The organism is Massilia jejuensis (assembly GCF_042656795.1).
GTDB lineage: Bacteria > Pseudomonadota > Gammaproteobacteria > Burkholderiales > Burkholderiaceae_D > Telluria > Telluria jejuensis.
This window is the reverse complement of record NZ_JBHSMS010000006.1, coordinates 86,413-111,859: the sequence shown is the minus strand read 5'-3', so window position 1 is coordinate 111,859 and position 25,447 is coordinate 86,413. Positions and strand designations below refer to the sequence as shown.

Below are 25,447 nucleotides of genomic sequence, written 5' to 3'. Positions count from 1 at the left end.
TGCAAAGGATGGGAAAACGATGCGAGAGCTTACACCATCGCGCCCATCCGACGCACCCGGCGGCGCTTATTCTTCGCGCGCGCCGTCGATACCCAGTTCCACGATCTTGCGCGTGATCGTGTTGCGTCCGATGCCGAGGCGCATGGCCGCATCGTTCTTGCGCCCGTGCGTGTGCTTGAGCGCGGTCTTGATCAGCGCCGACTCGAATTGCTTGCCCAGCGTGTCCATGACCTCGAACTGGCCGGCGCTGAGCATGCTCGCCGCCTGCAGCTCGAGCAGGCCGATCCAGCCTTCCGGCGCGGGCGCCACCGGCATGGGCGCCGGCGCGCCGTTGCCGCCCTCGCTCGGGAAGGGCGTGGCGGGCATGCCGCCGGCCGGGGCCTGGGTCAGGTCGCGCGGCAAGTCCTTGACCTCGACCGTCTGGCCCGGGGCCATCACGGTGATCCAGTTGCACAGGTTTTCGAGCTGGCGCACATTGCCCGGCAACTCCAGGCCGGACAGGAAGCGCATCGCGCCGTCGCTCATGCGCTTCGGCTCGACGCCCAGCTGGTGCGCGCTCTGCACCAGGAAGTGGCGCGCCAGGAGCGGGATGTCCTCGCTGCGTTCGCGCAGGCTGGGCAGGCGCAGGCGGATCACGTTCAGGCGGTGGTACAAGTCTTCGCGGAACAGGCCGTCGCGCACGCGCTGTTCCAGGTTCTGGTGGGTGGCCGCGATCACGCGCACATTCGCTTTGACAGGCTGGTGCCCGCCGACGCGGTAGAAGTGGCCATCGGAAAGCACGCGCAGGAGCCGCGTCTGCAAATCGAAGGGCATGTCGCCGATTTCGTCGAGGAACAGCGTGCCGTCCTCGGCCTGCTCGAAGCGGCCGCGCCGCATCGCCTGGGCGCCGGTGAAGGCGCCGCGCTCGTGGCCGAACAGTTCGGACTCCAGCAAGTCCTTCGGGATCGCGGCGGTGTTGAGCGCGATGAAGGGCTGCCGGGCGCGCGGACTGTGCTTGTGGAGGGCGCGCGCGACGAGCTCCTTGCCGGTGCCCGATTCGCCCGTGATCAGGACCGTCACGTTCGATTGCGACAGGCGCCCGATGGCGCGGAACACTTCCTGCATCGCCGGCGCCAGGCCCAGGATTTCCGGCGTTTCCGCGGGTGCCGCTTCCACGCTGGCCTCGCGCAGGCTTTCCTCGAGGGCGCGCCGGATCAGCGCGACGGCCTTGTCGATGTCGAAGGGCTTGGCGAGGTAATCGAAGGCGCCGCCCTGGAACGAGGCGACCGCCGAATCGAGGTCGGAAAAGGCGGTGATGATGATGACCGGCAGGCCGGGATGGCGCGCCTTGACCGCCTGCAGCAGGTCGATGCCGGATTCGCCGGGCATGCGGATGTCCGATACCAGTACCTGCGGCGTTTCGGTCTCGAAGGCGGCCAGCGCGTCGCGCGCGTTGGCGAAGCTGCGCGTTTCGAGATTCTCGCGCGCCAGGGCTTTTTCGAGCACCCAGCGGATCGATGCGTCGTCGTCGACAATCCAGATTGGTTTCATGTAGGTCGTGCTTTCCGCAGTCAATTCAACATTGGACACGGCGGAAACACGGCAGCTGCCGCATCTGCTCAGGGCAGCGGCAGCAGGATCCGGAAATCCGTCAGTCCAGGCCGGCTTTCGCATTCGATCATGCCCAGGTGCTGCTGCACGAAGGTTTGCGCCAGCGTCAGCCCCAGGCCGCTGCCGCCCTCCCTGCCCGACACCAGCGGGTAGAAAATACGGTCGCGGATGTCGGGTGCGATACCCGGTCCATTGTCGATGATATGCAAGTCTAATGCCAGGCCGTAGCGGACCTTGGCCAGGGTGAGCTGGCGCGCCACCCTGGTGCGCAGAACGATCTCGGCGTCGCCCGCCGCGATGCGGCCCGCCAGCGCCTGGGCGGCGTTGTGGACGATGTTCAGCACCGCCTGGATCAGCTGTTCCTTGTCGCCCCGGAACTCCGGAATCGAGGCGTCGTAGTCGCGCCGGATGCCCAGGCCGTTCGGGAATTCGGCCAGCACCAGCGAGCGCACGCGCTCGCACACTTCATGGATGTTGACGTCGCCGACGATGTGGGGCTTCCTGTGCGGCGCCAGCAGGCGGTCGACCAGGGTTTGCAGGCGGTCCGCTTCCTTGATGACCACCTGCGTATATTCCTTGAGCGCGTTCAGATGCAGGGGCGGCAGTTCCAGTTCCAGCAACTGGGCCGCGCCGCGGATGCCGCCCAGCGGATTCTTGATCTCGTGCGCCAGGTTGCGGATGAGTTCCTTGTTGGCCTGGCTCTGGTCGAGGAAGCGCTCCTCGCGGTCGAGCTTGAGTTGCTGCACGTTTTCGCGCAACTCGATCAGCACTTCGCCGTTGTCCAGCGCGCTGGCGATCGAGTGCACGTGCAGGATGTCGCGCCCGCCCCGCTCGAGCGCCAGGTCCTGGCGCAAGTCGGAATACTGGTGCGCGCGCGTCTGCTCGCACAGGGCGGCCAGTTCGTCGCCGTTCGAGAACAGCGCCGCCAGGGTCTGGCGCGACAGCGATTTGAGGGAGGCGTCGAGCATGTTCTCGGCCGCCGGATTGGCATAGCGCACGCGGTCGCGCGAGTCGACCAGCAGCACGCTGGAGGCCAGCAGTTCGAGGCCGGCGAAGCGACCGGCGTCGATGGCGCGGTCAGGCAGGTTCATCGGATGTTGCCGATCTCGCGCCGCAGCGCTTCGATATTGCGTTCGGTACGGCTGATGTCGTCGCGCATTTGCGCCACGCGCTCCTGGTATTTCGCGTAGTTGCGCTCGTTGCCCTGGCGTTCGGGCTCGCCGTTGTTGAAGACCTGGCGCAGGTCCGCCAGCTTCTTCTCTTCGGCGCGCAGCTCGTCGTTCAGGATGGCGCGCCGGTCGTCGTCGCGCACGCGCTGCTGCGACGTGTCGACGCGCGGGAAGTTCGCCGGGCTGGGCGTGGACGCGGCGGCGGCGGCGGGTGCGGCGCCGCCCTGGCGGCTGGCAACCGGCGCCGGCGCGCGGCGCTCGGGCGGTGCGGGGATATAGCCGGGCAGATCGAGCGCCTTGCAGCCCTTCTTGCCGGTATCGGTGAACTCGACGCGGCCTTGCGTGTCGACGCATTTGTAGACCGTGGTCTGCGCGTGGGCCGCGCCGCTGAAGACTACGCCGGCAGCAAGCACGAGCCGGGTCACACTGGTTGTCATACGCATCAGTAGAAGCTGCACTGCAAAGTGTGCGAGGTGGAGTTGAGCCGAATATACCGCATCCATAAAAAAACGCGGGGAAAGCCACCGGCCTTCCCCGCGTTTGTTACCTGCGCTTACAGCTTTTGATGCCGTAGCGCAACGGTTATCATGCCGAATAGTACATGTCGAACTCGACCGGGTGCGGGGTCATGCGCATGCGCTGCACTTCCTGCATCTTCAGGTCGAGGTAAGCGTCGATCATGCTGTCGCTGAACACGCCGCCGCGGGTCAGGAACTCGCGGTCCTTGTCCAGCGCTTCCAGCGCTTCTTCGAGCGACGAGCAGACCGTCGGGATCAGCTTGTCTTCTTCCGGCGGCAGGTGGTACAGGTCCTTCGAGGCCGCTTCGCCCGGATGGATCTTGTTCTGGATGCCGTCCAGGCCCGCCATCAGCAGCGCGGCGAAGCACAGGTAGACGTTGGCCAGCGGGTCCGGGAAGCGCACTTCGATGCGGCGGCCCTTCGGGTTCGGGACGTGCGGAATGCGGATCGAGGCCGAGCGGTTACGGGCCGAGTAGGCCAGCTTCACCGGCGCTTCGTAGCCCGGCACCAGGCGCTTGTACGAGTTCGTGCCCGGGTTGGTGATCGCGTTGAGTGCCTTGGCGTGCTTGATGATGCCGCCGATGTAGAACAGCGCCGTTTCCGACAGGCCGGCATAGCCGTCGCCGGCGAACAGGTTCTTGCCGTCTTTCCAGATCGACTGGTGCACGTGCATGCCCGAGCCGTTGTCGCCGTTGATCGGCTTCGGCATGAAGGTGGCGGTCTTGCCATAGCTGTGGGCAACGTTCCAGACCACGTATTTCAGGTTCTGGGTCCAGTCGGCGCGCTCGACCAGGGTCGAGAAGCGGGTGCCGATCTCGTTCTGGCCGGCGCCGGCCACTTCGTGGTGGTGCACTTCGACCGGGATGCCGAGCGATTCGAGGATCAGGCACATTTCCGAGCGCATGTCCTGGAAGCTGTCGACCGGAGGCACCGGGAAGTAGCCGCCCTTGACCGCTGGACGATGGCCGCTGTTGCCGCCTTCGGTTTTCGCATCGGTCGACCAGGAGGCTTCGTCCGAATCGATCTTCACGAAGCAGCCCGACATGTCGACTTTCCAGCGGATCGAATCGAAGATGAAGAATTCAGGCTCCGGACCGAAATAGGCGGTGTCGCCCAGGCCGGTCGACTTCAGGTAGGCTTCGGCGCGCTTGGCGATCGAGCGCGGGTCGCGGTCGTAGCCCTTGCCGTCCGACGGTTCGATCACGTCGCACTGCATGAACATCGTCGTCTCTTCCATGAACGGGTCGATGTTGGCGGTCGACGGGTCCGGCATCAGGATCATGTCCGATGCTTCGATGCCCTTCCAGCCGGCGATCGACGAGCCGTCGAAGGCGTGGCCAGACTCGAATTTGTCGAGGTCGAAGTGCGACACAGGAACGGTGACGTGCTGCTCTTTACCGCGGGTATCCGCGAAGCGGAAATCCACGAACTTGACTTCGTTGTCCTTCACCATCTGCATCACATCTGCGGCGGTCTTTGCCATGCGTTTCTCCTAACAAAAAAGTGGGGTGTCGAGACAGGCGAGATCGCTTCCGACCGGTCAGCTCGCCTCGACATGCTTGCAGGAACATATGCAGGAACCATGCCAGACGGTTTGGTATGAACAAATGCGCAATCGTTCTTTGGAACGCCGAGAGTTTAACCATAAAATCCTCAGTAGTACGGAAATATCCTATGGTGCAAGACAACTCTGCGTTGCACCAAATTGGTGCAGTATAGTTGGAGTGCACCGAATTGATGCAAGCTGCACCATTTCGGCAAGCACGCGCCGCGGTGGTGCATACCCTGACAAGGAACGACATGAAAACGACCGAACAGATACTCGAGGCTGCCCGCGCACGCGCGAAAGGCCAGCCCTATGCCGGTGCGGTCACGCCCGAGGAAGCGTTCACGCTGCTGCAGGCGGCGCCCCATGTCAAGCTGGTCGACGTGCGCACCCATGCCGAACGCGACTGGGTGGGGCGGGTGGTGCTGCCGGAAGGCAGGCAACTCGCGGTCGAATGGGCGACCTATCCCGGCGGGCAACCGAATCCCCACTTCGGTGCGCAGCTCGAGCAGGTGGCCGGCAAGGACGATATCCTGCTGTTCCTGTGCCGCTCCGGCGTGCGCTCGCGCCATAGCGCGCGGGTGGCGACGAAACTGGGATATGAGAACGCCTTCGACATCCTCGAAGGGTTCGAAGGCGACAAGGATGCTGATGGGCACCGCAAGTCGGTGAACGGCTGGTGCAAGGCGGGGCTGCCCTGGATCGGCGCGTGAATCGAACACCGGTGCACGGGATGGCCGGCGGCGCGGGCGGCAGGGCGGCGTCGCGCCCGATCGACGCCATCAGTTCCCTATAAGCACCATCACCCCACACCCGATGCCGCAGGCGGCGCCCGGTAGACGCGTCATGAATTCCTCTGAACAACTACACAGGGCCGCCAGTGTCATCTCAATCCACAAGAAATTGTTACTCCGGCGAGCCTTCCACCGCCGGGCCCGTCGTCTTCAAGCGCTGGCGTACGATATTGATATGGCCGCGTAATCCGTACAGGCCGTCGGCATAGGCCAGCGGAATCGAGATGTGGTTCACCTGTTCCTCGATCTCGTCGAGGCGGCGCAGCAGGTCAAGGCGAACGCTCTCGCGCTCCCCATCCCCGACGCCCTCCCAGGCCTGCTCCACCGCGCGCAATTCGCCGTACCAGCGGTACACGCGCGAACGCACGCGCCACACGTACAGCGGCGGCACGATCTTCGACAGCGGAATGATCAGCGCGGCCAGCGCCACCACCACGACCCAGAGGCGCTCGAACAGGTTGGCCAGCCAGAAGCGCATGTAGCGCTGCAGGAAGGGGGGACCGTCGCGGTAGTATTTCGCCGCTCCGCTCGCCACCGGGATCTCGCTGAACTTGGGCGACGGGAACTGGCCCTGCTGCTGGAACCACCCGGCCCCGCTGTGGATCCGGGTGGCGGCCTTGACGAACAGGTCGATCAGCGCCGGATGCAAGTCCTCGCGCGCCACCAGGGTCGCGGTCGGTGCGATCAGGTGATAGTCCTGGGATGGAATGTCGCGCCCGAGGTCGACGATGCCGCGCGGCAGTGTCACGTGGGTGAGGAACGGCAGCCGCCGCGTATAGGCTTCGGCCTGCGAGAAATTGAAGAGGCGGATGCCAGGCGTTTGCAGCAGCATCTGGATCAGCGGCGCTTCCGGCGCCGAGCTGAAGACCAGGCCGTCGATCTTCCCGGCCAGCAGCGCCATCGTCGCCGGCGTGTTTTCCAGTTCGCTGATGACGAGCTCGTTCGGCTCGACCCCGTTCACGGCCAGGATCTGGCGAAACAGGTTGGGTACGCCCGTGCCCTCCGGCCCGAGGTTGATGCGCAGGCCACGCAGGCCGGTCAGGTTGCTGGTTTTTATGCTCGTGCGCAGGAAGAGCCAGACCGGTTCCGTAAACAGGCTGCCCAGGGACACCAGGCCGAGTTCACCGGCCCGCGCCTCGCCGGTCGAGCCGCTCTGCACGAAGGCGATGTCGGCCTGGCCGCTGCGCAGGCGTGCGAGATTGTCCCGGGAACCGAGGCTGGGCTGCAGCGACACCAGGATGTCGTCCTGCTTCAGCGCTTTCGCGTATTGCACGCCGAAGGCTTCGTAGGCGCTGTTTTCCTGGCCGGTGGCCAGGCGCACGTGGGTGGGCGGCGCCGGATCGACCAGCAGGTAGGCGGCGATCACGGCGGCGGTGACGAGGATCACCGTCGGCCCGGCGGCGACCAGCAGGTCGCGCAGGGAGACGAAACTGACATTGCGGATGCTGGACACGGCGCGCCGGCTGGCCCGGCGCGCGCGCTCGCCTGCCCCGATGCCGCCCTTCAACGAACGCACTGGCGCTGGGCGCCCACGCTGCCTTGCGGCGGTTCGATCATCGGCATCAGGCTGGGCGCCAGCGTGACCAGCAACTGCGACGGCAAGGCGCTGGTAAAGTCGTAGTTTTCCGACTGCGGACCATGCACGTAAGCCGTCATGGAACCGTAGAAACGCTCGCCGATGTTGAAGACGAACGTCGCCGAACGGTTCACGTAGCGCGACTCGATCAGGCGCCCGCCGCGTGCATACACGTCGAAGCGCTGGTCGCCGGTACCGGTCTTGCCGCCGACCGCCACCACGCTGCCGTCGGCGGTGGCGAATGCCGTCTTGACGCGCTTGGCGGTACCGTCCGAGACCACGCCGCGGATCGCATCGGCCACGGCGCGCGCCACTTCCGGCGCCAGCACGACTTCGCTCTCGACCTTCTTGGCGCGCTTGACCTGGGTCTCGTAGGGCGTGCCCTTGGCGAAGTGCATCGAATCGATGCGCTCGACGGGTTTGCGCACGCCGCCGTTGATGATGATGCCCATCAGCTCGGCCAGCGCGGCCGGACGGTCGGCGGACGCGCCCAGCGTCGTCGCATACGAAGGCACCAGCGAGTCGAACGGATACCCCATCTTCTTCCACTGGGCATGGATCTTGAGGAAGGATTCGACTTCCAGCAGGCCGGCGATGCGCTTGTCCTGGGCGTTCTTGCGGTTCGTCTTGAACAGCCAGGAATAGACTTCCTGGCGCTCGCGCACGCTCGCCTTCACGGCTTCGGTCCAGCTGGTTTTGGGATGGGTGCGCAGGTAGCCGACCAGCCACAATTCGAGCGGATGGGTCGAGGCGACATAGCCGCGGTCGGCCAGCGACATGTTGGCCGGGGCGTATTGCTGGTACATCTTCTCGATGCGTTCCGGATCCACTTCGTTGGGCAGCGCGGCATCGATGAAGGCGGCAAATTCCTGCAGCGTTGCCTTCGGCGCGATCGTGCGGTGCACGGCGGCCAGTTTCGATGCCGCCGGACGCACGCCGGCCAGCAGCAGCGCCTGGGCTTCGGCTCCGGTCTTGCCCTTGTACTTGTTCCAGAATTTCGCCAGGAAGGTCTTGCCTTCGGCATCGGCGAAGCGCGCCAGGTATTCGGCGCGGCGCGGGTCGTCGGCGTCGGCCAGCAAGGCCGCCGAGGAGCCCGGCAACTGGAACATGTAGTAGCGCGCCACGTCGCGCATCATGCGCACGAACACGAGGTTGGTCGACTGCTGCAGCGCTTCCTGCACCGTCATGATCTTCGAGTTGTCGAGCTTGCTGAAGTTGCCGAAGTAATGCAGGCCGCCGCCGGTGAAGAAGCCCTCGCCCGGATTGGCCGAATACTTGCGCGCCATGGCGGCGGCGAGCATCGGCGCCAGGCCCCGGTCGGCGTTCGCCGGCAGCGCCTGGAAGTATTCGATGCCCCACTGGCTCATGCGGTCTTTCGGGTCGATGCGCGCTTCGCGCAACGCCTTCGGATCCATGGCGCCATAGCGCTTGTGCAGCTGGTCGACGATGTCGAGGTAGGTCACCAGCGTGCGCAGCTTGGCGGTCGAGCCGAGGTCGAGCTTGGCCTGCTCGTTGATGTCGAGCGGCTGGTCGTAGTTATCGGTCTGCACGCGCAGGTAATTGACGTTCTCGCCGCGCTCCATCAGCGTGAAGCTGTAGACCACTTGCGAAGGGTCGCCATTGCCGAGCAGACCCTTGCCGGTCAGGCCGGCTTCCTGCGCCGCTTCCGGGGTCTTCAGGCGGCGCAGGGCCGCCGTGACGGCTTGCTGGGCTTCCGAGTCGAGCGTCGACACCACCGACATGTCGAGGCGGTCGAGGTTGTACAGGCGCGGTTCGCCCAGCAGGTAGCCGAGGTGGTTGCGTACCGCGTTCGCGGCCTTGCGCGACACGAAGGCGTTCGCGGCCGGCGCTTCGACGCCCGAGGCCAGCGCCGGCTTGAGCTTGGCGGCCAGCGCGGCGTCGCGCAGCTGCGGCGTGATCACGCCGGACTGCGCCAGCACGCGCAGGTGGCTGTCGGTCAGGATTTCGAGGTCGCTCTTGCCGGCGCCGAGGTAATACGCCGGGCGGCGCTGCGCGATCATCAGCGACAGCGCTTCCTTGTAGACCAGCACCGCCTGCGGCGTGTCCATGCGGCCCTTGAGGGTCTCGCTCACGGTCTTGAAATCGCGCCCGTACCAGACCCACATGCCGTCGCCGATGCCGTTGACTTCGCCGTAGCCGGGCTTGGCCGAGAGCGGCACCGTGTTCAGGTAGTCGAGCACGATCTGGCGCCGCGCGCCGGTGGTGTCTTCGCCGTCCTGGTAGGCGCGCAGCGTGGCCGAGGCCATCTGGATCAGCTTGTCCTGGAGCGAGGCGGTGCGTCCTTCCGGCGAGTGGCGGTATTTTTCGATCTGGGTGGCCAGGGTCGAGCCGCCGGCCACGCGCCCGCCGCCGCTGAGGCCGATGGCGCTGAGCGACTTGTCGAACACGGCTTTCGAGAAACGGTCCCATTCGACGGCCGGATTGCGTTTCGGGTAGGCCGGGTCGAGCAGTTCGCGGTTTTCGATGAACAGCAGGCTTTGCACCAGCAGTTGCGGCGTGTCGTCGAAGCGGTCGTAGAAGCGCTCCGGGAAGCGCGCGGCGAACAGCGGCTGGCTGCGGCAGTCGAGGATCTCGAGGCCGGTACGGGTCTTTTCGCGGTAGGTCGCGAACAGGCCGCGGTCGGCCAGTTCCAGCATCTTGGGCGACATGCGCGCCTGCGCTTCGATCATGTAATCGCGCCCCTGCAGCCGGGTGAGGAAGGCCGGCAGGTGCGAGTAGCCGAGGCGGGCGTCGTAGGGACTTTCGGCCGGGAAGCGGATCGCGTCGCTCGGCCCTTTTTCCATGCGGTAGTGCACGTCCTTCATCATGCCGGCAAAGATTTTCGCCTGCAGGGTCGAGGTGCGTGTTTCATAGACCGCGTAGCCGGAACCGGCGGCCACGACCACCAGCAGCAGGCCGAACAGGATGAGCTTGCCGCGGCCCCTGCCTTTGGGCGGCTCGCCTTCGTGCCCGGGCTCGGGCGCGGCGCCGGACAGGTCCCCCGGACCCGTGCCCGCGGGCGCGCCCGCTTCGGTCACCAGCGACAGGTGAGGATGGGGTTCGCGCAAGGACGCGTCCTGCATGGCCGGGTCGCTCGCGTCGACCGCGGGCGCGGCATTGCCGCCGGCTTGGCCGCGCAAGGCGCGAAATACGTTACGGGGCCGTTTGAAACGGCGGGTACTTTCCATGATGGCTCAACCGGTTTGAATCGTAATTCCTGCAATCCCTGTCAACCTGCTCGCCATCCCTGCTGCCGGTCTGTTCGAGAGTGATCGAGGTGGTCGTTGGTTCACGTTGGTGGTTCGAATTATGGCGCCGGATGTCGCATGAATTGTTACGGCGTCCAAGTCATCATTCCACCACATCAACAGGTTTTGCATGAAGCCCTGTCTAACAAATTTGACCTGCCCGGATTTTTTTCGCAAAAAAACAACGGCAGAGTTATCGGGATAGCATTGATGCTTACAAGCATTGTATTCCCCTCCTACATTGCCAGGTTGTGCGGCCGTTTGCGCTGTTTCTCGCGCGTGTTCAAGCGGCCAGCGGCGCGCTGGTCGCGGCTCGGCGCATGTCGTCCAGCACCTGCAGACAGTAGTACTGGAACCAGAGTCCCGTGAACAGGAAAATCAGCAGATAAAGCCAGACCGAGAGGATCGCGAGGAAGGGAAACAAGGCCACGGCCAGCACCGCGCCGCCGATCCAGGCCAGCCCCGGCAAGGCGCCCAGCACGCCCGAGGCCATGCCGATCGCCAGCAAGGGCCAGCGATGCCCCTGCATGATGGCGCGCCGCTCGGCCGCACTGGCATGCGCGGCGAGCGCGTCATAGCTCATCACGCGCGAGGACACCCAGCCCCACAGCGCGGCCTGGACCAGCACGGCCAGCGGCGGGATCGCATACAGCGGGATCGTCACGACCCACAGCAGCGCGAACACCAGCACGCTGGTGATGTTCATCCAGACGCTGCCCGCGAAGCTGCCGCCCTGTTCCCGCGCCAGGGCGGGAAACTGCTGGCGGCTGACGTAGCGCTCGATCGAGGGCATCGCGAAGATGCCCATGAACAGCAGCGACGATCCTATCATCAGCGGCAACAACAGCAGGACCGCGACCAGCGGCACGACGACGACCTTCAGCATGCCCAGGCCCAGGTTCGAGAGCAGCGTGCCGCTGGCCTGGAACCAGCCATATTCGCGGAACATGGCGCCGAGCCAGTCGAACAGGGCCGGGCCGAAGGCCCACAGCAAGCCACCCCAGGCCAGTAGCGAGAGCAGCAGCGGCGCCAGCGACAGCAGCATCATGCGGCGCGAGAAGCCGGCGCGCAGCGCGCGCGCCCAGGCGGTGGCGACGCCGTTCACGGCCGGCTCCCAAATTCATCCAGGAAAGGTCGATGCATGGCTGCGTGGCTCCCGATAGTAAAAGGACATTGTAGACGCGATTGGGCGGCCAGGCCGCCGCATGGGAAAAGCATGGCGACGGGGATGTCGGATGGCAGTTTGACCGGGCATGCACTACAATCGCCGTTCACTAGATATCGAGGGAACAACATGTCCACTACCACCACTGATTCCGGCCTGCAATACGAAGACACCGTCGTCGGCGACGGCGCCGAGGCGAAAGCCGGTGCCTACGTCACCGTCCACTACACCGGCTGGCTGCGCAACGACGACGGCACCCCGGGCGCCAAGTTCGATTCGAGCAAAGACCGTAACGATCCGTTCCAGTTCCCGCTGGGCGCCGGCCACGTGATCAAGGGCTGGGACGAAGGCGTGCAAGGCATGAAGGTCGGCGGCGCGCGCCGTCTGACGATTCCCGCCAGCCTGGGCTACGGCGCCCGCGGCGCCGGCGGCGTGATCCCGCCAAACGCGACCCTGATCTTCGACGTCGAGCTGCTCAAGGTCTAAGGACCTGCCCCGGTACAAGGACGGCCGCGCTTCCAGGAACGCGGCCTCCCTCCCGCATCGGCCATGCGCGTCGAGCATCCCCTCTAAAATACCCCGCCAATACACCTGATCCGGCGCACCGTGCGCTAAGATGGCCGCGCGCATTGCACGACCGTCAATGCACATTCACGCAACCAGAGACAGGAGTATGTATGAGCTTGCAGGACCAGTTCGCCCAGGCCCAGGCCGATTCGAAGAACCTGCCGGAACGCCCGGACAACATGACCTTGCTGAAGATCTATGCGCTGTTCAAGCAGGCTTCCAGCGGCGACGCCACCGGTGAGCGCCCAGGCTTCACCGACATGGTCGGCCGCGCCAAGTTCGACGCCTGGGACGCCTTGAAGGGCACCTCGAAGGACGAGGCGATGCAGCAGTATGTGGATTTGATCGAAGAGCTGAAGGGCTAAGAACCTATTTCAGCGGGAATGAGGAAGTGGTGACGATGCATGGCAAGCGCGGGCAAGGCGCGACCCCACGCCGCGCCACTGCTTACCGAGATAGGTTTTTACCCCGCGAAAAGCCGCCGCATCTTGTCCGTCACCTTCGCCTCGATCGCCGGGCGAAACGCACTCATCAACATTCCCAGCCGGATCTGCAGCGCCGCGCGCCGTTCGCCCAGTGTCAGCGCGCCTTCGACGCCGCTGCGCTCGAAACGCAACACGTCGCCTTCCCAGCGCCACTGCATGCCGAACTCGGCGGCGACCTTGTCGGCCACTTGTTGCGCCGCGGCGCGCGCCCGTTCCGGGCTCAGGTTGTGTTCCTGGACGATCTGGATATCCGCCATGTACTCCCTCTCTTCTGCTGACGCGCAAGACAATCCGCCATCATGCCAGTTGCATCAGCCTCTTGCCAGCCCGCTGTGCAATTGATCCTAGTCAAAACCCGATCCGTGGAGGGCGCGAGTATCGCATGAGGTATCTCAATCATACGAGGATTGCGCCATGGAACAACGAGCCCTGCTGCCGGACGACCCCCTTGCTTTCGAGCGCGACCAGCCCCCGGTCGCCTTCATCCCCACCCCGAGCGCGCCCTACCGCCAGCACCGCAAGGCGGCCCAGCTGCTCGACCAGCCCGGCGCGCCGCGCGGCGCCGAGTCGCCACCCGATCCGAACGTGCCCCTGCCCTACGCGTTCGGCGCGCGCGTGCTGATGTGGAAGCAGGATCCCTCGGTGCTCGACATGGGCACGCGCAAGGCCTTCCTGCCGGGCGTGGTACTGGCCGGACCGCGCGACGCCCGCATCGCCTCGGGCGACCCCGGCATCAGCCCGGTCGAGCCGAATGCCTTCGGCGATTTCGTGACCATGCCCGACACGCCGCAATTCGACGCCGTCCATACGTTCGCCGTGGTACGCCAGACGCTGACGATGTACCAGCGCTCGCTGTCCTCGGCAGGCGCCGAGATGCCGTTGCCCTGGCAATGGAACAGCAGCATCGACACGGCGCCGCTGCACATCTTCCCCCACGGCCTGCCGAACGTGATGAATGCATTCTACAGCCGCAGCCAGAACTGCCTGAAGTTCGGTGACTTCGTCCCGTCCGGCCAGAAGGAGCGTGTGTTTACCTGCCGCTCCTTCGACATCGTCGCGCATGAAACCGGCCACGCCGTGCTCGACGGGCTGAAGCCGCACTGGCTGCTGGCCGACGCCCCGCCGCAGACGGGCGGCCTGCACGAAGCCTTCGGCGACCTGACCGCGATCTTCCTGGCCCTTTCCCAGCTCGACCAGTGCGAGGCGGTGGTGGCCCAGACCAAGGCGCGCCTGCACGACAAGACCTTCCTGGCCGACATCGCCGAGCAATTCGGCCTGGCGCTCGGCGGCACCACGGGCCTGCGCAATGCCGACAACGACCTGACCCTGTCCGAGGCCGGCACCCAGGTCCACGCGATCTCGCAGGTGTTTACCGGTGCCGTCTACGATATCCTGGCCGACATCTTCGCGCTCGAGCGCAATCCGGTGTTCGAGGACGACGCCGCCGTGCTGCACCGGGTCGCCGCCTGGCTGCGCGGCCTGGTGCTGCGCGCGCTGGTGGCCGCGCCCGACATCGCCGCCACCTATGCCGATGTGGTCAACGAAATGCTGCGCCTGACTGGCGAGGACGGCAAACCGGCCAGCCATGCCGATTCGATCCGGCACCAGTTCACGGTCCGCCAGGTCGTCGGCGCGCCGGAAGCGGGCGAGGATCCGCCGCTACCGGCCGAACCGGCCGAACCGGCCGGCACGATGGCGGCCGCCCCCTGCGCCTTCCGGCGCCTGGCGGCCGTCGTCTGCGACGCGCCCGGCGCCCAGCAGGACCGGCGCGCCTGCTGCGGCACCATGAACCTGGCCGAATACTACGACATCGAACGCGTGCTCGACGCCGAGGCGCAGGCGCTGGCGCGCTGGTGCGCCGAACGCGGCCGCAACGGGCCGGCCGGCGCCGAGCTGACGCTCGAACCGGCGCCGGAACCGGTCGGCCAGCCGCAGGCCGGCGCCGTCCGGCCGATACCGGCCGCCTCGTGAAGATCCGCGCGAAAATGGCCGGCGGCTTCGCCGGCATCGAGCGCTGCGTCGAGCTCGACACGGCCTGCCGCCCCGACGGGCAGGCGCTCGAAGCCCTGGTGCGCCAGGCCGATTTCTTCGGCCCCGCCCCCACGTCCGCGGTCGGGTCCGACCTGCCGCGCTGGGAAATCACGGTCGAGGATGGCGAACGCTGCCATTCGGTCCGGCTGCTCGACGACGGCGCCCTCAATGCCGCCGGCTGGCCGGCCTTGCTGGCCCACCTGCGCACGCTCGGCTGACGGCCCCGAGCCCGGCAGCGGGGCAAATCGCGCGTCGCTCATCACATTTGCTTATGTATATTGTGTCTAAGCGTGATTTGTAGGAAAACTCGAATTGCCCTAAAATACAGTGCTTTGCCATGCGGGCGGCCCTGTTTTGCGCCCTGACGCCGCGGCACCCCACCATAGATAGGACTGTTATGACCCACGTTGTCACCGAATCGTGCATCAGCTGTCGTTACACCGACTGCGTCGATGTATGCCCGGTCGATTGTTTCCGGGAAGGCCCGAATTTCCTCGCGATTGACCCTGACGAGTGCATCGACTGCGCCGTGTGCGTGGCCGAATGCCCGGTGAATGCGATCTATGCCGAGGAAGACGTGCCGGGCGACCAGCAGCAATTCATCAAGATCAACGCCGACCTGTCGCGCGCCTGGCCGTCGATTACCAAGACCAAGCCGGCCCTGCCCGACGCGGACAAGTGGAAAGACGTCAAGAACAAGCTGGAACAGCTGGCCCGCTGATCCGGGTCTTACTCGTGCCTGCTGGGGCCGGTTTTCGACCCTCGCCAGCAAGCACGCGTCTTCCATGGCACACTAGCGGCCATTGCGGCAGCGGGGCATGCACCAACGCCCCTATCTCCAGCGCCCCTCTCTTCGAAAATCAACAGGACCATTGCGCATGACTATCAGTGCCACCCATGATGCGGGCAGCATCGCCCCTAACAGTTCGTTCGCCGGCGCCATCGACGCCGACGCCGTCATCATCGGCGCGGGCCCGGTTGGCCTGTTCCAGGTGTTTGAACTCGGCCTGCTCGAGATCAAGGCCCACGTCATCGACTCGCTCGCCGCCGTCGGCGGCCAGTGCGTCGAGCTGTATCCCGACAAGCCGATCTACGACATCCCGGCCGTGCCGGTGTGCACCGGCCAGGAACTGACCGACAACCTGCTCAAGCAGATCGAGCCCTTCGAGCCGACCTTCCACCTGGGCCAGGAAGTGACGACCGTGCAGCGCCGCGAAGACGGCCGCTTCAACGTCGAAACCTCGGCCGGCACCCGCTTCATTACCAAGACCATCTTCATCGCGGCCGGCGTCGGCTCTTTCCAGGCGCGCACGATCAAGGTCGACGGCATCGACAAGTTCGACAACACCCAGCTGCACTACCGGGTCAAGGATCCTTCGCTTTTCGAAGGCAAGAACCTGGTCATCTGCGGCGGCGGCGACTCCGCGCTGGACTGGGCGCTGAACTTCGTCGGCAAGGCCGAATCGGTCGTGCTGCTGCACCGCCGCGAAGACTTCCGCGCCGCGCCGGCGTCGGTGGCCAAGATGAAGGCCTTGTGCGACGAATACGAAATGCAGCTGATCATCGGCCAGGTTACCGGTTTCGACGAAACCGACGGCAAGCTGACCGAAGTGAAAGTCACCGGCGCCGACGGCGTCACCCGCCGTGTGCCGCTCGACATGTTGCTGGTCTTCTTCGGCCTGTCGCCAAAGCTGGGCCCGATTGCCGAGTGGGGCCTGGACATCGAGCGCCGCCAGCTGAAAGTGGTCGACACCGAGAAGTTCGAAACCAACGTGCCGGGCATCTTCGCCGTGGGCGACATCAATACCTACCCGGGCAAGAAGAAGCTGATCCTGTCGGGCTTCCACGAAGCGGCCCTGGCCGCCTTCGGCGCGGCGCCCTACATCTTCCCGGACAAGAAGATCCATATGCAGTACACGACGACCTCGCCGAAGCTGCACAAGATCCTGGGCGTCGAAACCCCGGTCTTCGACTGATTCGTCGAGTCGCATCGAAACCACAAAGCCCCGGTCCCCCGGGGCATTTGTTTTTATGTGCGCCGCATCACCGACGGCCTATCGAAATCAGGTGTATAACCGCGTTAAGCGTGCGCAAAACAGAGCTGGCATGACCCTCCAAGGGGAACGGAAATTCCTTTCGTCAAGCAAGTTATCCTATAATTGGCTGTTTAAATTTCGCGCACTGAGCGATGGAGCCGACACGGCAAACGTGCCAGGCGCAAGGCTCCGGACCCGGCGTCCGGGCAACACGCATCACCTGAAGGAATTCCTATGCTTTATCAACTGCACGAGATGCAACGCTCCCTCCTGACTCCGCTGATGCAGTGGGCGGATGCGTCGTCGAAAATGTTTTCGAATCCGGTTTCTCCCTTCGCCCACACCCCGTTCTCGCAGCGTATCGCGGCCGGGTACGAGCTGATGTATCGCTTGGGCAAGGACTACGAAAAGCCGCCGTTCGGTATCGACACCGTTGCCATCAAGGGCGAGACGGTGGCCATCAAGGAGCAGGTGGCCGTCGCCAAGCCGTTCTGCAGATTGCTGCACTTTAAAAAAGACTTGCCGGATGCGACCTTGGCAGGACTGGCCCAGCCGACCGTCCTGCTGGTCGCCCCGCTGTCGGGCCACCATTCGACGCTCCTGCGCGACACCGTGCGCGCCCTGTTGCCCGACCATGATGTCTTCATCACCGATTGGATCGATGCGCGCATGGTGCCCTTGTCCGACGGCCCCTTCCACCTCGATAACTACATCTATTACGTCCAGGAGTTCATCCGCGCCCTGGGCCCGGACCTGCATGTCATTTCGGTGTGCCAGCCGACGGTGCCGGTGCTGGCCGCGATCTCGCTGATGGCGAGCGACAAGGACCCGAAGCTGCCGAAGACGATGACGATGATGGGCGGTCCGATCGACCCGCGCCGCTCGCCGACCGCCGTCAACGACCTGGCCATCGAAAAGCCGTTCTCGTGGTTCGAGAACACCGTGATTTATGCGGTGCCGGGCAATTACGCAGGCTACGGACGCAAGGTCTATCCGGGCTTCCTGCAGCATGCCGGCTTCATCGCCATGAATCCGGGCCGCCACGCCCAGAGTCACCGCGAGTTCTACCAGCACCTGGTGCGCGGCGACGACGATTCGGCGGAAAGCCACCGCCAGTTCTACGATGAATACAATGCCGTCCTCGACATGCCGGCCGAATACTACCTCGACACCATCAAGATCGTGTTCCAGGAATTCCGCCTGCCGAAGGGCACCTGGGAAGTCGGCGGCAAGCCGGTGCGTCCGCAGGACATCGAATCGGTCGCCCTGTTCACCATCGAAGGCGAGCTCGACGACATCTCCGGCGCCGGCCAGACCCAGGCCGCGCATGACCTGTGCAGCAGTATTCCCGACAACATGAAGCGCGACTTCGTGGCGCCGAAAGCCGGCCACTACGGCATCTTTTCGGGCCGCCGCTGGCGCGAGACGATCTGCCCGAAGCTCGGCGAGTTCATTCGCGAGTTCAGCTGATCGTTCAACAGCGGGCGCAATGCATCCGACAGCCCCGGCGGCCTCATGGCCTCCGGGGCTTTTTCTCGCGCAGGCTCGGCGCTAAGACCGGCGCCGCAAACGACAATGCCACGACGCGTCGTGGCATTTCTTTGTCCCGCTGTTTCGACTGCGGCGGCTGTTATACCGCGTCGTCGCGCCGGTCCTCGCCGCGGCCGAAGTCGGGATCGGCTTCGTCATCGTGGCCATCGCGGCGGTCGCCGTGGCGGCGGTCGTCGGCCGTTTCCTCGGCCGGCTTGCTGTCCGCTCCCGCGCCGCCGCCACCGGGCGTGTGCGATACCACGCCAGTCGGGTCCGGTTCGAGCAAGGGGGCGATAATCCATTCGTTCATATGTTCTCCTGTAGGCGTTGACCGCTTCGAGCGGCCCATGCCCCATTAAGCCACCGCTGGCGGATCACATCTGTACGATGCGTCACTTACGGCGCAGATTGCGTGCCGCGTTTGCGGCGAGCCGGGGCGGGCGCCGGCCGCGCCGGCCGCGGGGACCGCGGCGTTCGATGGATGCTTCTCCCGCATGCACGCGACGCGCTCGCCGTAGCGCTTCGCACCGTGTTCTCTTTTATCGGATAATGACGCCTTTAACCCGTGCCTTCGCCTCCACCCGCCCCGTGACCAAGACCCTTGCCGACCTGATCGAAGACCAGCTGCCGCAGACGCAATGCACGAAGTGCGGCTATCCGGCATGCCGTCCCTATGCCGAAGCCATCGCGTCCGGCGAAGCCGAGATCAACCAGTGCCCGCCCGGCGGCATCGAGGGCGTGCGCCGCCTGGCCGCCGTCACGGGCCGCAAGGTCATCCCGATCAACCCGGCCAACGGTGTCGAGCGCCCGCGTCCGGTCGCCTTCATCGACGAAGCCCTGTGCATCGGCTGCACCCTGTGCATCCAGGCCTGCCCGGTGGACGCGATCATCGGCGCGGCCAAGCAGATGCACACCATCCTGCCGAGCCTGTGCACCGGCTGCGACCTGTGCGTGGCGCCCTGCCCGGTGGACTGCATCAGCATGGTGCCGGTGACGGGCGAGGCCACCGGCTGGGCCGCCTGGTCGCAGCAAGCGGCGGACGCGGCGCGCGCGCGCCATGATTTCCGCACCGAACGCTTGAAGCGCGAGCGCGAAGAAAACGATGCGCGCCTGGCCGCCAAGGCGCTCGAGAAGATGCGCGAAGTCACCGCCGAAGTAACGAACACGCCGGAAGAACTGGCCGAGAAGGAGCGCAAGCGCGCCATTATCGCGGCCGCCATGGAACGCGCGCGCCAGCGCGCCGCGACTCCGGCACAACCGGCGCCCGACCACAAGACGAACGAATGAATCCGGCCAAACGCTTAGCAATATTCACGCGCTTGCGCGCCGCCAACCCCCATCCGACCACCGAGCTGGAATACACGACGCCCTTCGAACTGCTGATCGCCGTGCTATTGTCGGCGCAGTCGACCGACGTCGGCGTGAACAAGGCGACGCGCCGCCTGTACCCGGTGGCCAACACGCCGCAGAAAATCCTCGACCTGGGGCTCGACGAGCTGAAAACCTATATCTCGACCATCGGCCTGTACAACACCAAGGCGAAGAACGTGATCGCCACTTGCCAGATCCTGGTCGACCGGCACGGCGGCGAGGTCCCGCGCGCAAGGGAGGCGCTCGAAGCCCTGCCGGGCGTGGGCCGCAAGACCGCCAACGTGGTCCTCAATACCGCCTTCGGGGAGCCGACGATGGCGGTCGACACCCACATCTTCCGCGTTTCGAACCGCACGAAAATTGCACCAGGCAAGAACGTCGACCAGGTCGAGGCCAAGCTGCTCAAGTTCGTGCCCAAGGAATTCCTGCACGACGCCCATCACTGGCTGATCCTGCACGGGCGTTACACCTGCGTGGCGCGCCGGCCGAAATGCTGGAACTGCATCATCAACGACTTGTGCGAGTACCGCGACAAGACGCCCGCGCCGGACGATGTGATCGCGCCTGCGCCGGTGCCGCCGGCGCTGCTGGCGGACGGTTGACGCGGGTGTAATCGAGCCTGCGCGCCGTGCGGCGCGCCCCTGGCGTGACAGGCGTCGACCCGGACCTGCGCCACGGCGGCGCGGGTGCATGGTCGTCACGGTCGTTTCAGAGCAGGACGAGGTTGTCGCGGTGGACCAGCTCCGGTCCCTCCATGTAGCCGAGGATGGTTTCGATCTCGTGCGACGCATGGCGCATGATGCGGCGCACTTCGGCGCTGGTGTAGCTGGTCAGGCCGCGCGCGATGGGCTGGCCGGCTTCGCTGACGCAGGTGATCACCTGGCCGCGGCCGAACTCGCCCTTCACCGCGACGACGCCGATCGGCAGCAGCGACTTGCCCTCGTGCGTGAGCTTCTGGACCGCGCCGGCGTCGAGCACGACCTCGCCCGCCGTATGCAGGTGGTCGACCATCCACTGGCGCCGCGCCGTCAGGCGCGTGGTCGCGGCGTTCAGTTCGGTGCCGATCGCCTCGCCCCGGGCCAGGCGCGTGAGCACTTCCGGCTCGCGGCCCCAGGCGATGACGGTGTGGGCGCCCGAGCGCGCGGCGCGGCGCGCGGCCAGCACCTTAGTCAGCATGCCGCCGCTGCCGATATTGCTGCCGGCGCCGCCGGCCATCGCTTCCAGGGAGGCGTCGCCGGCCTGGGCGCGCTCGATCAGGCGTGCGTTCGGGTCCTTGCGCGGGTCAGCGGAAAACAGGCCGCGCTGGTCGGTAAGGATGACGAGGGCGTCGGCTTCGATCAGGTTGGCGACCAGGGCGCCGAGGGTGTCGTTGTCGCCGAACTTGATCTCGTCGGTGACGACGGTATCGTTCTCGTTGATGATTGGGACCACGCCCAGGCGCAGCAGGGTCGTGAGGGTGGCGCGCGCGTTCAGGTAGCGTTCGCGGTCGGCCAGGTCGGCGTGCGTCAGCAAGACCTGCGCGGTCTTGACGCCATGCGCCTTGAAGCTCGTCTCGTAGATCTGCGCGAGGCCCATCTGGCCGACGGCGGCGCAGGCTTGCAGTTCGTGGATGTCGTGCGGGCGGCTGGGAAAGCCCAGGCGCAGCATGCCCTCGGCGATGGCGCCGGAGCTGACCAGCACGACTTCCTTGCCGAGCGCGCGCAGCGCGGCGATCTGGGTGGCCCAGCGCGCGATGGCGCCATGGTCGAGGCCGCGGCCTTCATTGGTGACGAGCGAGGAGCCGACCTTGACGATGATGCGGCTGGCTTTCTCAATGACGGAGTTCATGGCGAGAGTCTCTTTTCGCTTGGGCGCAAGGCCAGCAAGGCTAGGCCCGCCAGCAACTCGATCCCGCATACGACGAACAAAGCCCCGCGCGGCAGGCCGATCGCGAATGCCGCGACCAGGCGCCCGGCCGGCTGGGCCAGCAGGAATAATGCAACGAGATCGCCGAGGATGGGCTGGTCGCCCCGCCTTGCCGCCAGCACAGCCAGTCCCGCGGTAGCGAGACGGACTCCGACATAGATGGCGTAGAACTGGCTGTAGCCGTTGACGCCGACGAGAAACAGGCCCATTGCCGTGGCGACCCGGTCCGGGTCGAGCATGGCAACGAGGGCCGCCAGCGAACTGGCGGTGGCCACCAGCTGCAGCAGCTGGCCGCGCGCCCAGGCGCGCGTGAGCACAAGACGATTAGTCTTCAAGGATCTTGAAGCGAGGATCGTCCGGATCGATCGAGACGATGCCGCGCGCCTCTTCGGTCATCTGCATCGTTTCGTCGACGCGCACGTCCTGGGCGCGCTTCTCTTCCAGGTGCAGGTAGATCGCGTTGATCAGTTCCTGGCAGCCTTCGCGGTTCAGGGCCGAGATCTCGAAGTAAGGACCCTTCCAGGCCATCTTCTTGATGAAGTCCTTGACGCGCTTCTTGCGTTCTTCTTCCGGCACCACGTCGAGCTTGTTGAGCACGAGCCAGCGCGGCTTGTTGAGCAGGTCTTCGTCGTACTTCTCGAGTTCCTTGATCAGCGCCTTGGCTTCCTTCACCGGATCGACCGTCGCCTCGAAAGGCGCCATGTCGACGATGTGCAGCAGCAGGCCGGTACGCGCCAGGTGGCGCAGGAACTGGTGACCGAGACCCGCGCCTTCGGCCGCGCCTTCGATCAGGCCCGGGATGTCGGCGATCACGAAACTCTTTTCGTGCGACACGCGCACCACGCCCAGATTCGGGTGCAGGGTCGTAAACGGATAGTCGGCGATCTTCGGCTTGGCATTCGAGACGGCCGTGATAAACGTAGACTTGCCGGCGTTCGGCATGCCCAGCAGGCCCACGTCGGCCAGCACCTTCAGTTCCAGGCGCAGTTCGCGGCGTTCGCCTTCCTTGCCCTCGGTCTTCTGGCGCGGGGCGCGGTTGGTCGAGGTCTTGAAGTGGATGTTGCCCCAGCCGCCCTCGCCGCCCTTGGCCAGCAGTTCGGTCTGGCCGTGTTCGGTCAGGTCGGCGATGATTTCGCCGTTGATGTTGTCGATGATGAGCGTGCCGACGGGCATGCGCAGATAGACATCGTCGGCGCCCTTGCCGTAGCAATCGGAGCCGCGGCCCGGTTCGCCATGGCGGCCATGGTGGGTTTTCGAATAGCGGAAGTCGACCAGCGTGTTGATGTTCCGGTCCGCGACCGCCCAGATCGAGCCGCCCTTGCCGCCGTCGCCGCCGTCCGGACCGCCGAATGGACGGAACTTCTCGCGCAGGAACGAGGCGCAGCCGTTGCCGCCGTCGCCCGCAATGACTTCAATTCTTGCTTCGTCGATAAACTTCATTTTGACCGCCAAAAAACTAAAAAGGCCCTACCGTGGGCAGAGCCTTTCGATGGAAGGCTTGCGCCTTACAAGGATGCGCCGCTCGTGGCGGCGCTTTACGTCGATTACGCCGCGACTGCTTCAGCAGCTTGCGTAGCAGCGACGACGGTCACGAATTGCTTCGAGCCCACGCCTTGCTTGACGAACTTGACAGTGCCGTCGACCAGCGCGAACAGGGTGTGATCCTTGCCCATGCCGACGTTGGTGCCCGGACGCACTGGGGTGCCGCGTTGACGGATGATGATGCCGCCGGCGCTGATGACCTGGCCGCCATACACTTTCACGCCAAGGCGCTTGCTTTCTGAATCGCGGCCGTTACGGGTAGTGCCGCCGCCTTTTTTGTGTGCCATTTAGTACTCCTTGATGACTTTGAAGAGAGGGGCAATTAGCCGTTGATCGAAACCACTTGGATTTCGGTGAAGTTCTGGCGGTGGCCCTGACGCTTCTGGTAGTGCTTACGACGGCGCATCTTGAAAATGCGGACCTTGTCGTGGCGACCATGGGAAACGACCTTCACCAGAACCGTAGCACCTTCAACCAGGGGAGCACCAAATTTGATGCTCTCGCCCGCGCCAAGGGCGAGGACCTGATCGATCGTGAGTTCGGAACCAATGTCTGCCGGTATCTGTTCTACTTTAAGTTTTTCGCCAGCGACAACTTTATACTGCTTGCCACCGGTTTTTATGACCGCATACATGATTGAAAACCTCATCAATTGTTTAATAAAAATCCCTGCGGCGACGATCGTGCCGTGCTTCTCTGGTGCCGGGGAACAGGGAATTATACACGCTTCACCCCCGTGCGTCAAAGGCCGGGATCGCCATGCAGTCCACGTGGCATCCCGGCAACGTCGCCCGATGCGCGGCGAACGCGGGGCGCACGGCAGGCGCTTGGCGAAATGGCACGGCTCATGCGTGCATGTCGTATAATCGCCGCACTCTCGCACATCTATATACGTCAACCGCATTTCAACGTTATCAGCAGGTTCGCCTTGTCCGCCGCTACCCCCCACGCACAGAACACCATCACCCAATCGATCGCCGCCGACATGGAAGCGGTCAACGCGGTGATCCGCCAGCGCCTGCATTCGGAAGTGAGCCTGGTGAACCAGATCGCCGAATACATCATCAGCGCCGGCGGCAAGCGCATCCGTCCCGTGCTGGTACTGCTGCTGGCCAATGCCCATGGCTACCGGGGCACGGCGCACCATGAACTGGCGGCGGTCGTCGAATTCATCCACACCGCCACCCTGCTGCACGACGACGTGGTCGACGAGTCCTCGATGCGGCGCGGCCGCCAGACGGCGAATGCCTTGTTCGGCAACGCCGCCTCGGTGCTGGTGGGCGATTTTCTGTATTCGCGCTCGTTCCAGATGATGGTCAGCCTGGAAAACATGCGCATCATGCAAATCCTGTCGGACGCCACCAATGTGATTGCCGAAGGCGAAGTGCTGCAGTTGCTCAACATGCATGACCCGGACGTGAGCCACGAGCGCTACCTGACGGTGATCCGCTCGAAGACGGCCAAGCTGTTCGAGGCCGCAGCCGAACTGGGCGCCCTGGTCGCCGGCGCCAGCAGCGCGCAAGTGGCCGCGGCCGGCGAGTACGGCCGCTCGCTCGGCACCGCTTTCCAGCTGATCGACGACGTGCTCGATTACGCCGGCGACGCCGCCGAAATCGGCAAGAACGTCGGTGACGACTTGCGGGAAGGCAAACCGACGCTGCCGCTGATCTACCTGATGGAACATGGCACGCCTGAGCAACGCGAACTGGTGCGCAGCTGCATCGAGCAAGGCGACGAGCAGCATTTCGACGCCGTGCTGGCCGCCGTCACTTCCAGCGGCGCCCTCGACTACACGCGGCGCGAAGCCGAAGCGGCCGCGCGCCGCGCGACCGAGGCGATCGCCAGCCTGCCCGACAGCGAATACAAACAAAGCCTGTTGCAGCTCTGCAGCTTCGCGGTTGACAGGAACCATTGAGCAAAATTATAGTAATACTTCCTGAGGCAGTGATTCAGCGCCTCGAACCAGTCGGGGTGTAGCTTAGCCCGGTAGAGCGCTACGTTCGGGACGTAGAGGCCGGAGGTTCGAATCCTCTCACCCCGACCAAACAGCACGATTTTCCGCCTGCCGGTTCTCCGCCGGCCATGTACGACGCGGGTGCTGCAAGGCCCCGGCGACATGCCATTGCGCCATCGCGGCGCCGCTATCGAGTCCATCAGCAATTCAATCCGATCCACCTGCGGGATCCACCTTCCTTGTCCGTCGCCTGCGTAATGCCGCTGCAGTGCGCCTGCTCGCTTACCGATCCTTACAGCTGAAACAGGCGAAATACACCTTGGAAACTTGGCTGCGGTTAATGTCGAACCATGCGTGCTCGCCGACATGCAGATCGCTCGATCAGCAAGCCCGGTGCAGCGTATTTATTCCACAAGGAGG

General features: G+C 65.0%; 25 protein-coding genes and 1 tRNA gene. 12 read left to right on the top strand and 14 right to left on the bottom strand.

Annotation, left to right across the window (positions count from 1 at the left end; translation table 11 throughout):
- Positions 1-66: 66 nt before the first annotated feature.
- The 4 genes from ntrC to glnA form a co-directional block, all read right to left on the bottom strand.
- Complete coding sequence (gene ntrC, locus ACFPOU_RS01905) at positions 67-1,530, bottom strand: nitrogen regulation protein NR(I) (protein ID WP_379716353.1); 1,464 nt, start codon at positions 1,528-1,530, stop codon at positions 67-69.
- A gap of 68 nt (positions 1,531-1,598) precedes the next feature.
- Positions 1,599-2,681: a nitrogen regulation protein NR(II) gene (glnL, locus tag ACFPOU_RS01900; protein ID WP_379716350.1), complete on the bottom strand. Its 1,083-nt coding sequence runs from the start codon at positions 2,679-2,681 to the stop codon at positions 1,599-1,601.
- Entirely contained in the window at positions 2,678-3,196 is a 519-nt protein-coding gene (locus ACFPOU_RS01895) for a DUF4124 domain-containing protein (RefSeq protein WP_379716347.1), read from the bottom strand. Before ACFPOU_RS01895 ends, glnL begins: the two co-directional genes overlap by 4 nt.
- Positions 3,197-3,344: 148 nt before the next feature.
- Complete coding sequence (glnA, locus tag ACFPOU_RS01890; protein ID WP_379716344.1) at positions 3,345-4,760, bottom strand: type I glutamate--ammonia ligase; 1,416 nt, start codon at positions 4,758-4,760, stop codon at positions 3,345-3,347.
- A 317-nt stretch (positions 4,761-5,077) separates the two neighbouring features.
- Between glnA and ACFPOU_RS01885 the strand changes: the two genes are divergently transcribed.
- Positions 5,078-5,536 (top strand): rhodanese-like domain-containing protein, encoded by a 459-nt coding sequence (locus ACFPOU_RS01885; RefSeq protein ID WP_379716341.1) that lies wholly within the window; start codon positions 5,078-5,080, stop codon positions 5,534-5,536.
- Between the two features lie 193 nt (positions 5,537-5,729).
- On the opposite strand, the gene ACFPOU_RS01880 is transcribed toward ACFPOU_RS01885, so the two are convergent.
- The 3 genes from ACFPOU_RS01880 to ACFPOU_RS01870 form a co-directional block, all read right to left on the bottom strand.
- Positions 5,730-7,070: a TAXI family TRAP transporter solute-binding subunit gene (locus ACFPOU_RS01880; RefSeq protein ID WP_379716618.1), complete on the bottom strand. Its 1,341-nt coding sequence runs from the start codon at positions 7,068-7,070 to the stop codon at positions 5,730-5,732.
- Positions 7,071-7,120: 50 nt separating this feature from the next.
- Positions 7,121-10,381: a transglycosylase domain-containing protein gene (locus tag ACFPOU_RS01875; RefSeq protein WP_379716338.1), complete on the bottom strand. Its 3,261-nt coding sequence runs from the start codon at positions 10,379-10,381 to the stop codon at positions 7,121-7,123.
- A gap of 343 nt (positions 10,382-10,724) precedes the next feature.
- On the bottom strand, positions 10,725-11,546 hold the full coding sequence (locus tag ACFPOU_RS01870) for an EI24 domain-containing protein (RefSeq protein WP_379716335.1): 822 nt from the start codon (positions 11,544-11,546) through the stop codon (positions 10,725-10,727).
- A gap of 189 nt (positions 11,547-11,735) precedes the next feature.
- On the opposite strand from ACFPOU_RS01870, the gene ACFPOU_RS01865 reads away from it, so the two are divergent.
- Together ACFPOU_RS01865 and ACFPOU_RS01860 are read left to right on the top strand one after the other, a co-directional pair.
- Positions 11,736-12,092 (top strand): FKBP-type peptidyl-prolyl cis-trans isomerase, encoded by a 357-nt coding sequence (locus ACFPOU_RS01865; RefSeq protein WP_379716332.1) that lies wholly within the window; start codon positions 11,736-11,738, stop codon positions 12,090-12,092.
- Between the two features lie 191 nt (positions 12,093-12,283).
- Positions 12,284-12,538, top strand: a complete 255-nt coding sequence (locus ACFPOU_RS01860) for an acyl-CoA-binding protein (RefSeq protein ID WP_379716329.1) — start codon at positions 12,284-12,286, stop codon at positions 12,536-12,538.
- Positions 12,539-12,636: 98 nt separating this feature from the next.
- Here ACFPOU_RS01860 and ACFPOU_RS01855 read toward each other — a convergent pair whose 3' ends face one another.
- Positions 12,637-12,915 (bottom strand): polyhydroxyalkanoic acid system family protein, encoded by a 279-nt coding sequence (locus tag ACFPOU_RS01855; RefSeq protein ID WP_379716326.1) that lies wholly within the window; start codon positions 12,913-12,915, stop codon positions 12,637-12,639.
- A 157-nt stretch (positions 12,916-13,072) separates the two neighbouring features.
- Here ACFPOU_RS01855 and ACFPOU_RS01850 point away from each other — a divergent pair, with 157 nt between their 5' ends.
- From ACFPOU_RS01850 to ACFPOU_RS01830, 5 genes are all read left to right on the top strand, one after another.
- Positions 13,073-14,629, top strand: coding sequence for a gluzincin family metallopeptidase (locus ACFPOU_RS01850; RefSeq protein WP_379716323.1), 1,557 nt, complete (start codon positions 13,073-13,075; stop codon positions 14,627-14,629).
- Positions 14,626-14,907, top strand: coding sequence for a protealysin inhibitor emfourin (locus ACFPOU_RS01845; RefSeq protein ID WP_379716320.1), 282 nt, complete (start codon positions 14,626-14,628; stop codon positions 14,905-14,907). The genes ACFPOU_RS01850 and ACFPOU_RS01845 overlap by 4 nt, the downstream gene beginning before the upstream one ends.
- A gap of 179 nt (positions 14,908-15,086) precedes the next feature.
- Entirely contained in the window at positions 15,087-15,410 is a 324-nt protein-coding gene (gene fdxA / locus ACFPOU_RS01840; protein ID WP_379716317.1) for a ferredoxin FdxA, read from the top strand.
- A 157-nt stretch (positions 15,411-15,567) separates the two neighbouring features.
- Positions 15,568-16,665, top strand: coding sequence for an NAD(P)/FAD-dependent oxidoreductase (locus ACFPOU_RS01835; RefSeq protein ID WP_379716314.1), 1,098 nt, complete (start codon positions 15,568-15,570; stop codon positions 16,663-16,665).
- Between the two features lie 294 nt (positions 16,666-16,959).
- On the top strand, positions 16,960-18,195 hold the full coding sequence (locus ACFPOU_RS01830; protein ID WP_379716311.1) for a polyhydroxyalkanoate depolymerase: 1,236 nt from the start codon (positions 16,960-16,962) through the stop codon (positions 18,193-18,195).
- Positions 18,196-18,355: 160 nt separating this feature from the next.
- Here the strand turns inward: ACFPOU_RS01830 and ACFPOU_RS01825 are convergent, their stop codons facing one another.
- Positions 18,356-18,565 (bottom strand): hypothetical protein, encoded by a 210-nt coding sequence (locus ACFPOU_RS01825; protein WP_379716308.1) that lies wholly within the window; start codon positions 18,563-18,565, stop codon positions 18,356-18,358.
- Positions 18,566-18,804: 239 nt separating this feature from the next.
- Between ACFPOU_RS01825 and rsxB the strand changes: the two genes are divergently transcribed.
- On the top strand, positions 18,805-19,542 hold the full coding sequence (gene rsxB / locus ACFPOU_RS01820) for an electron transport complex subunit RsxB (RefSeq protein WP_379716305.1): 738 nt from the start codon (positions 18,805-18,807) through the stop codon (positions 19,540-19,542).
- Positions 19,539-20,228 (top strand): endonuclease III, encoded by a 690-nt coding sequence (gene nth, locus ACFPOU_RS01815; RefSeq protein WP_379716302.1) that lies wholly within the window; start codon positions 19,539-19,541, stop codon positions 20,226-20,228. The genes rsxB and nth overlap by 4 nt, the downstream gene beginning before the upstream one ends.
- Positions 20,229-20,334: 106 nt before the next feature.
- Here nth and proB read toward each other — a convergent pair whose 3' ends face one another.
- The 5 genes from proB to rplU all read right to left on the bottom strand — a co-directional run bounded on the left by proB (position 20,335) and on the right by rplU (position 23,707).
- Positions 20,335-21,453 (bottom strand): glutamate 5-kinase, encoded by a 1,119-nt coding sequence (gene proB / locus ACFPOU_RS01810; RefSeq protein ID WP_379716299.1) that lies wholly within the window; start codon positions 21,451-21,453, stop codon positions 20,335-20,337.
- Positions 21,450-21,866 (bottom strand): hypothetical protein, encoded by a 417-nt coding sequence (locus tag ACFPOU_RS01805; protein WP_379716296.1) that lies wholly within the window; start codon positions 21,864-21,866, stop codon positions 21,450-21,452. Before ACFPOU_RS01805 ends, proB begins: the two co-directional genes overlap by 4 nt.
- The gene (gene obgE / locus ACFPOU_RS01800) at positions 21,856-22,971 is read right to left on the bottom strand and encodes a GTPase ObgE (RefSeq protein WP_379716293.1); all 1,116 of its coding nucleotides are present in this window, start codon (positions 22,969-22,971) and stop codon (positions 21,856-21,858) included. Before obgE ends, ACFPOU_RS01805 begins: the two co-directional genes overlap by 11 nt.
- Before the next feature lie 104 nt (positions 22,972-23,075).
- Positions 23,076-23,360 (bottom strand): 50S ribosomal protein L27, encoded by a 285-nt coding sequence (rpmA, locus tag ACFPOU_RS01795; protein WP_379716290.1) that lies wholly within the window; start codon positions 23,358-23,360, stop codon positions 23,076-23,078.
- Between the two features lie 35 nt (positions 23,361-23,395).
- Positions 23,396-23,707 (bottom strand): 50S ribosomal protein L21, encoded by a 312-nt coding sequence (rplU, locus tag ACFPOU_RS01790; protein ID WP_379716287.1) that lies wholly within the window; start codon positions 23,705-23,707, stop codon positions 23,396-23,398.
- 294 nt (positions 23,708-24,001) lie between these two features.
- Between rplU and ispB the strand changes: the two genes are divergently transcribed.
- Both ispB and ACFPOU_RS01780 read left to right on the top strand, forming a co-directional pair.
- On the top strand, positions 24,002-24,988 hold the full coding sequence (gene ispB / locus ACFPOU_RS01785) for an octaprenyl diphosphate synthase (RefSeq protein WP_379716284.1): 987 nt from the start codon (positions 24,002-24,004) through the stop codon (positions 24,986-24,988).
- A gap of 52 nt (positions 24,989-25,040) precedes the next feature.
- A tRNA-Pro gene (locus ACFPOU_RS01780) sits at positions 25,041-25,117 on the top strand.
- The last annotated feature ends 330 nt before the right edge of the window (positions 25,118-25,447 follow it).

Bases quoted from the DNA above. Each gene is read 5' to 3' on its own strand.
- ntrC (WP_379716353.1), bottom strand. From the start codon at position 1,530: ATGAAACCAATCTGGATTGTCGACGACGACGCATCGATCCGCTGGGTG.
- glnL (WP_379716350.1), bottom strand. From the start codon at position 2,681: ATGAACCTGCCTGACCGCGCCATCGACGCCGGTCGCTTCGCCGGCCTC.
- ACFPOU_RS01895 (WP_379716347.1), bottom strand. From the start codon at position 3,196: ATGACAACCAGTGTGACCCGGCTCGTGCTTGCTGCCGGCGTAGTCTTC.
- glnA (WP_379716344.1), bottom strand. From the start codon at position 4,760: ATGGCAAAGACCGCCGCAGATGTGATGCAGATGGTGAAGGACAACGAA.
- ACFPOU_RS01885 (WP_379716341.1), top strand. From the start codon at position 5,078: ATGAAAACGACCGAACAGATACTCGAGGCTGCCCGCGCACGCGCGAAA.
- ACFPOU_RS01875 (WP_379716338.1), bottom strand. From the start codon at position 10,381: ATGGAAAGTACCCGCCGTTTCAAACGGCCCCGTAACGTATTTCGCGCC.
- ACFPOU_RS01865 (WP_379716332.1), top strand. From the start codon at position 11,736: ATGTCCACTACCACCACTGATTCCGGCCTGCAATACGAAGACACCGTC.
- ACFPOU_RS01860 (WP_379716329.1), top strand. From the start codon at position 12,284: ATGAGCTTGCAGGACCAGTTCGCCCAGGCCCAGGCCGATTCGAAGAAC.
- ACFPOU_RS01855 (WP_379716326.1), bottom strand. From the start codon at position 12,915: ATGGCGGATATCCAGATCGTCCAGGAACACAACCTGAGCCCGGAACGG.
- ACFPOU_RS01850 (WP_379716323.1), top strand. From the start codon at position 13,073: ATGGAACAACGAGCCCTGCTGCCGGACGACCCCCTTGCTTTCGAGCGC.
- fdxA (WP_379716317.1), top strand. From the start codon at position 15,087: ATGACCCACGTTGTCACCGAATCGTGCATCAGCTGTCGTTACACCGAC.
- ACFPOU_RS01835 (WP_379716314.1), top strand. From the start codon at position 15,568: ATGACTATCAGTGCCACCCATGATGCGGGCAGCATCGCCCCTAACAGT.
- ACFPOU_RS01830 (WP_379716311.1), top strand. From the start codon at position 16,960: ATGCTTTATCAACTGCACGAGATGCAACGCTCCCTCCTGACTCCGCTG.
- ACFPOU_RS01825 (WP_379716308.1), bottom strand. From the start codon at position 18,565: ATGAACGAATGGATTATCGCCCCCTTGCTCGAACCGGACCCGACTGGC.
- rsxB (WP_379716305.1), top strand. From the start codon at position 18,805: ATGACGCCTTTAACCCGTGCCTTCGCCTCCACCCGCCCCGTGACCAAG.
- nth (WP_379716302.1), top strand. From the start codon at position 19,539: ATGAATCCGGCCAAACGCTTAGCAATATTCACGCGCTTGCGCGCCGCC.
- proB (WP_379716299.1), bottom strand. From the start codon at position 21,453: ATGAACTCCGTCATTGAGAAAGCCAGCCGCATCATCGTCAAGGTCGGC.
- obgE (WP_379716293.1), bottom strand. From the start codon at position 22,971: ATGAAGTTTATCGACGAAGCAAGAATTGAAGTCATTGCGGGCGACGGC.
- rpmA (WP_379716290.1), bottom strand. From the start codon at position 23,360: ATGGCACACAAAAAAGGCGGCGGCACTACCCGTAACGGCCGCGATTCA.
- rplU (WP_379716287.1), bottom strand. From the start codon at position 23,707: ATGTATGCGGTCATAAAAACCGGTGGCAAGCAGTATAAAGTTGTCGCT.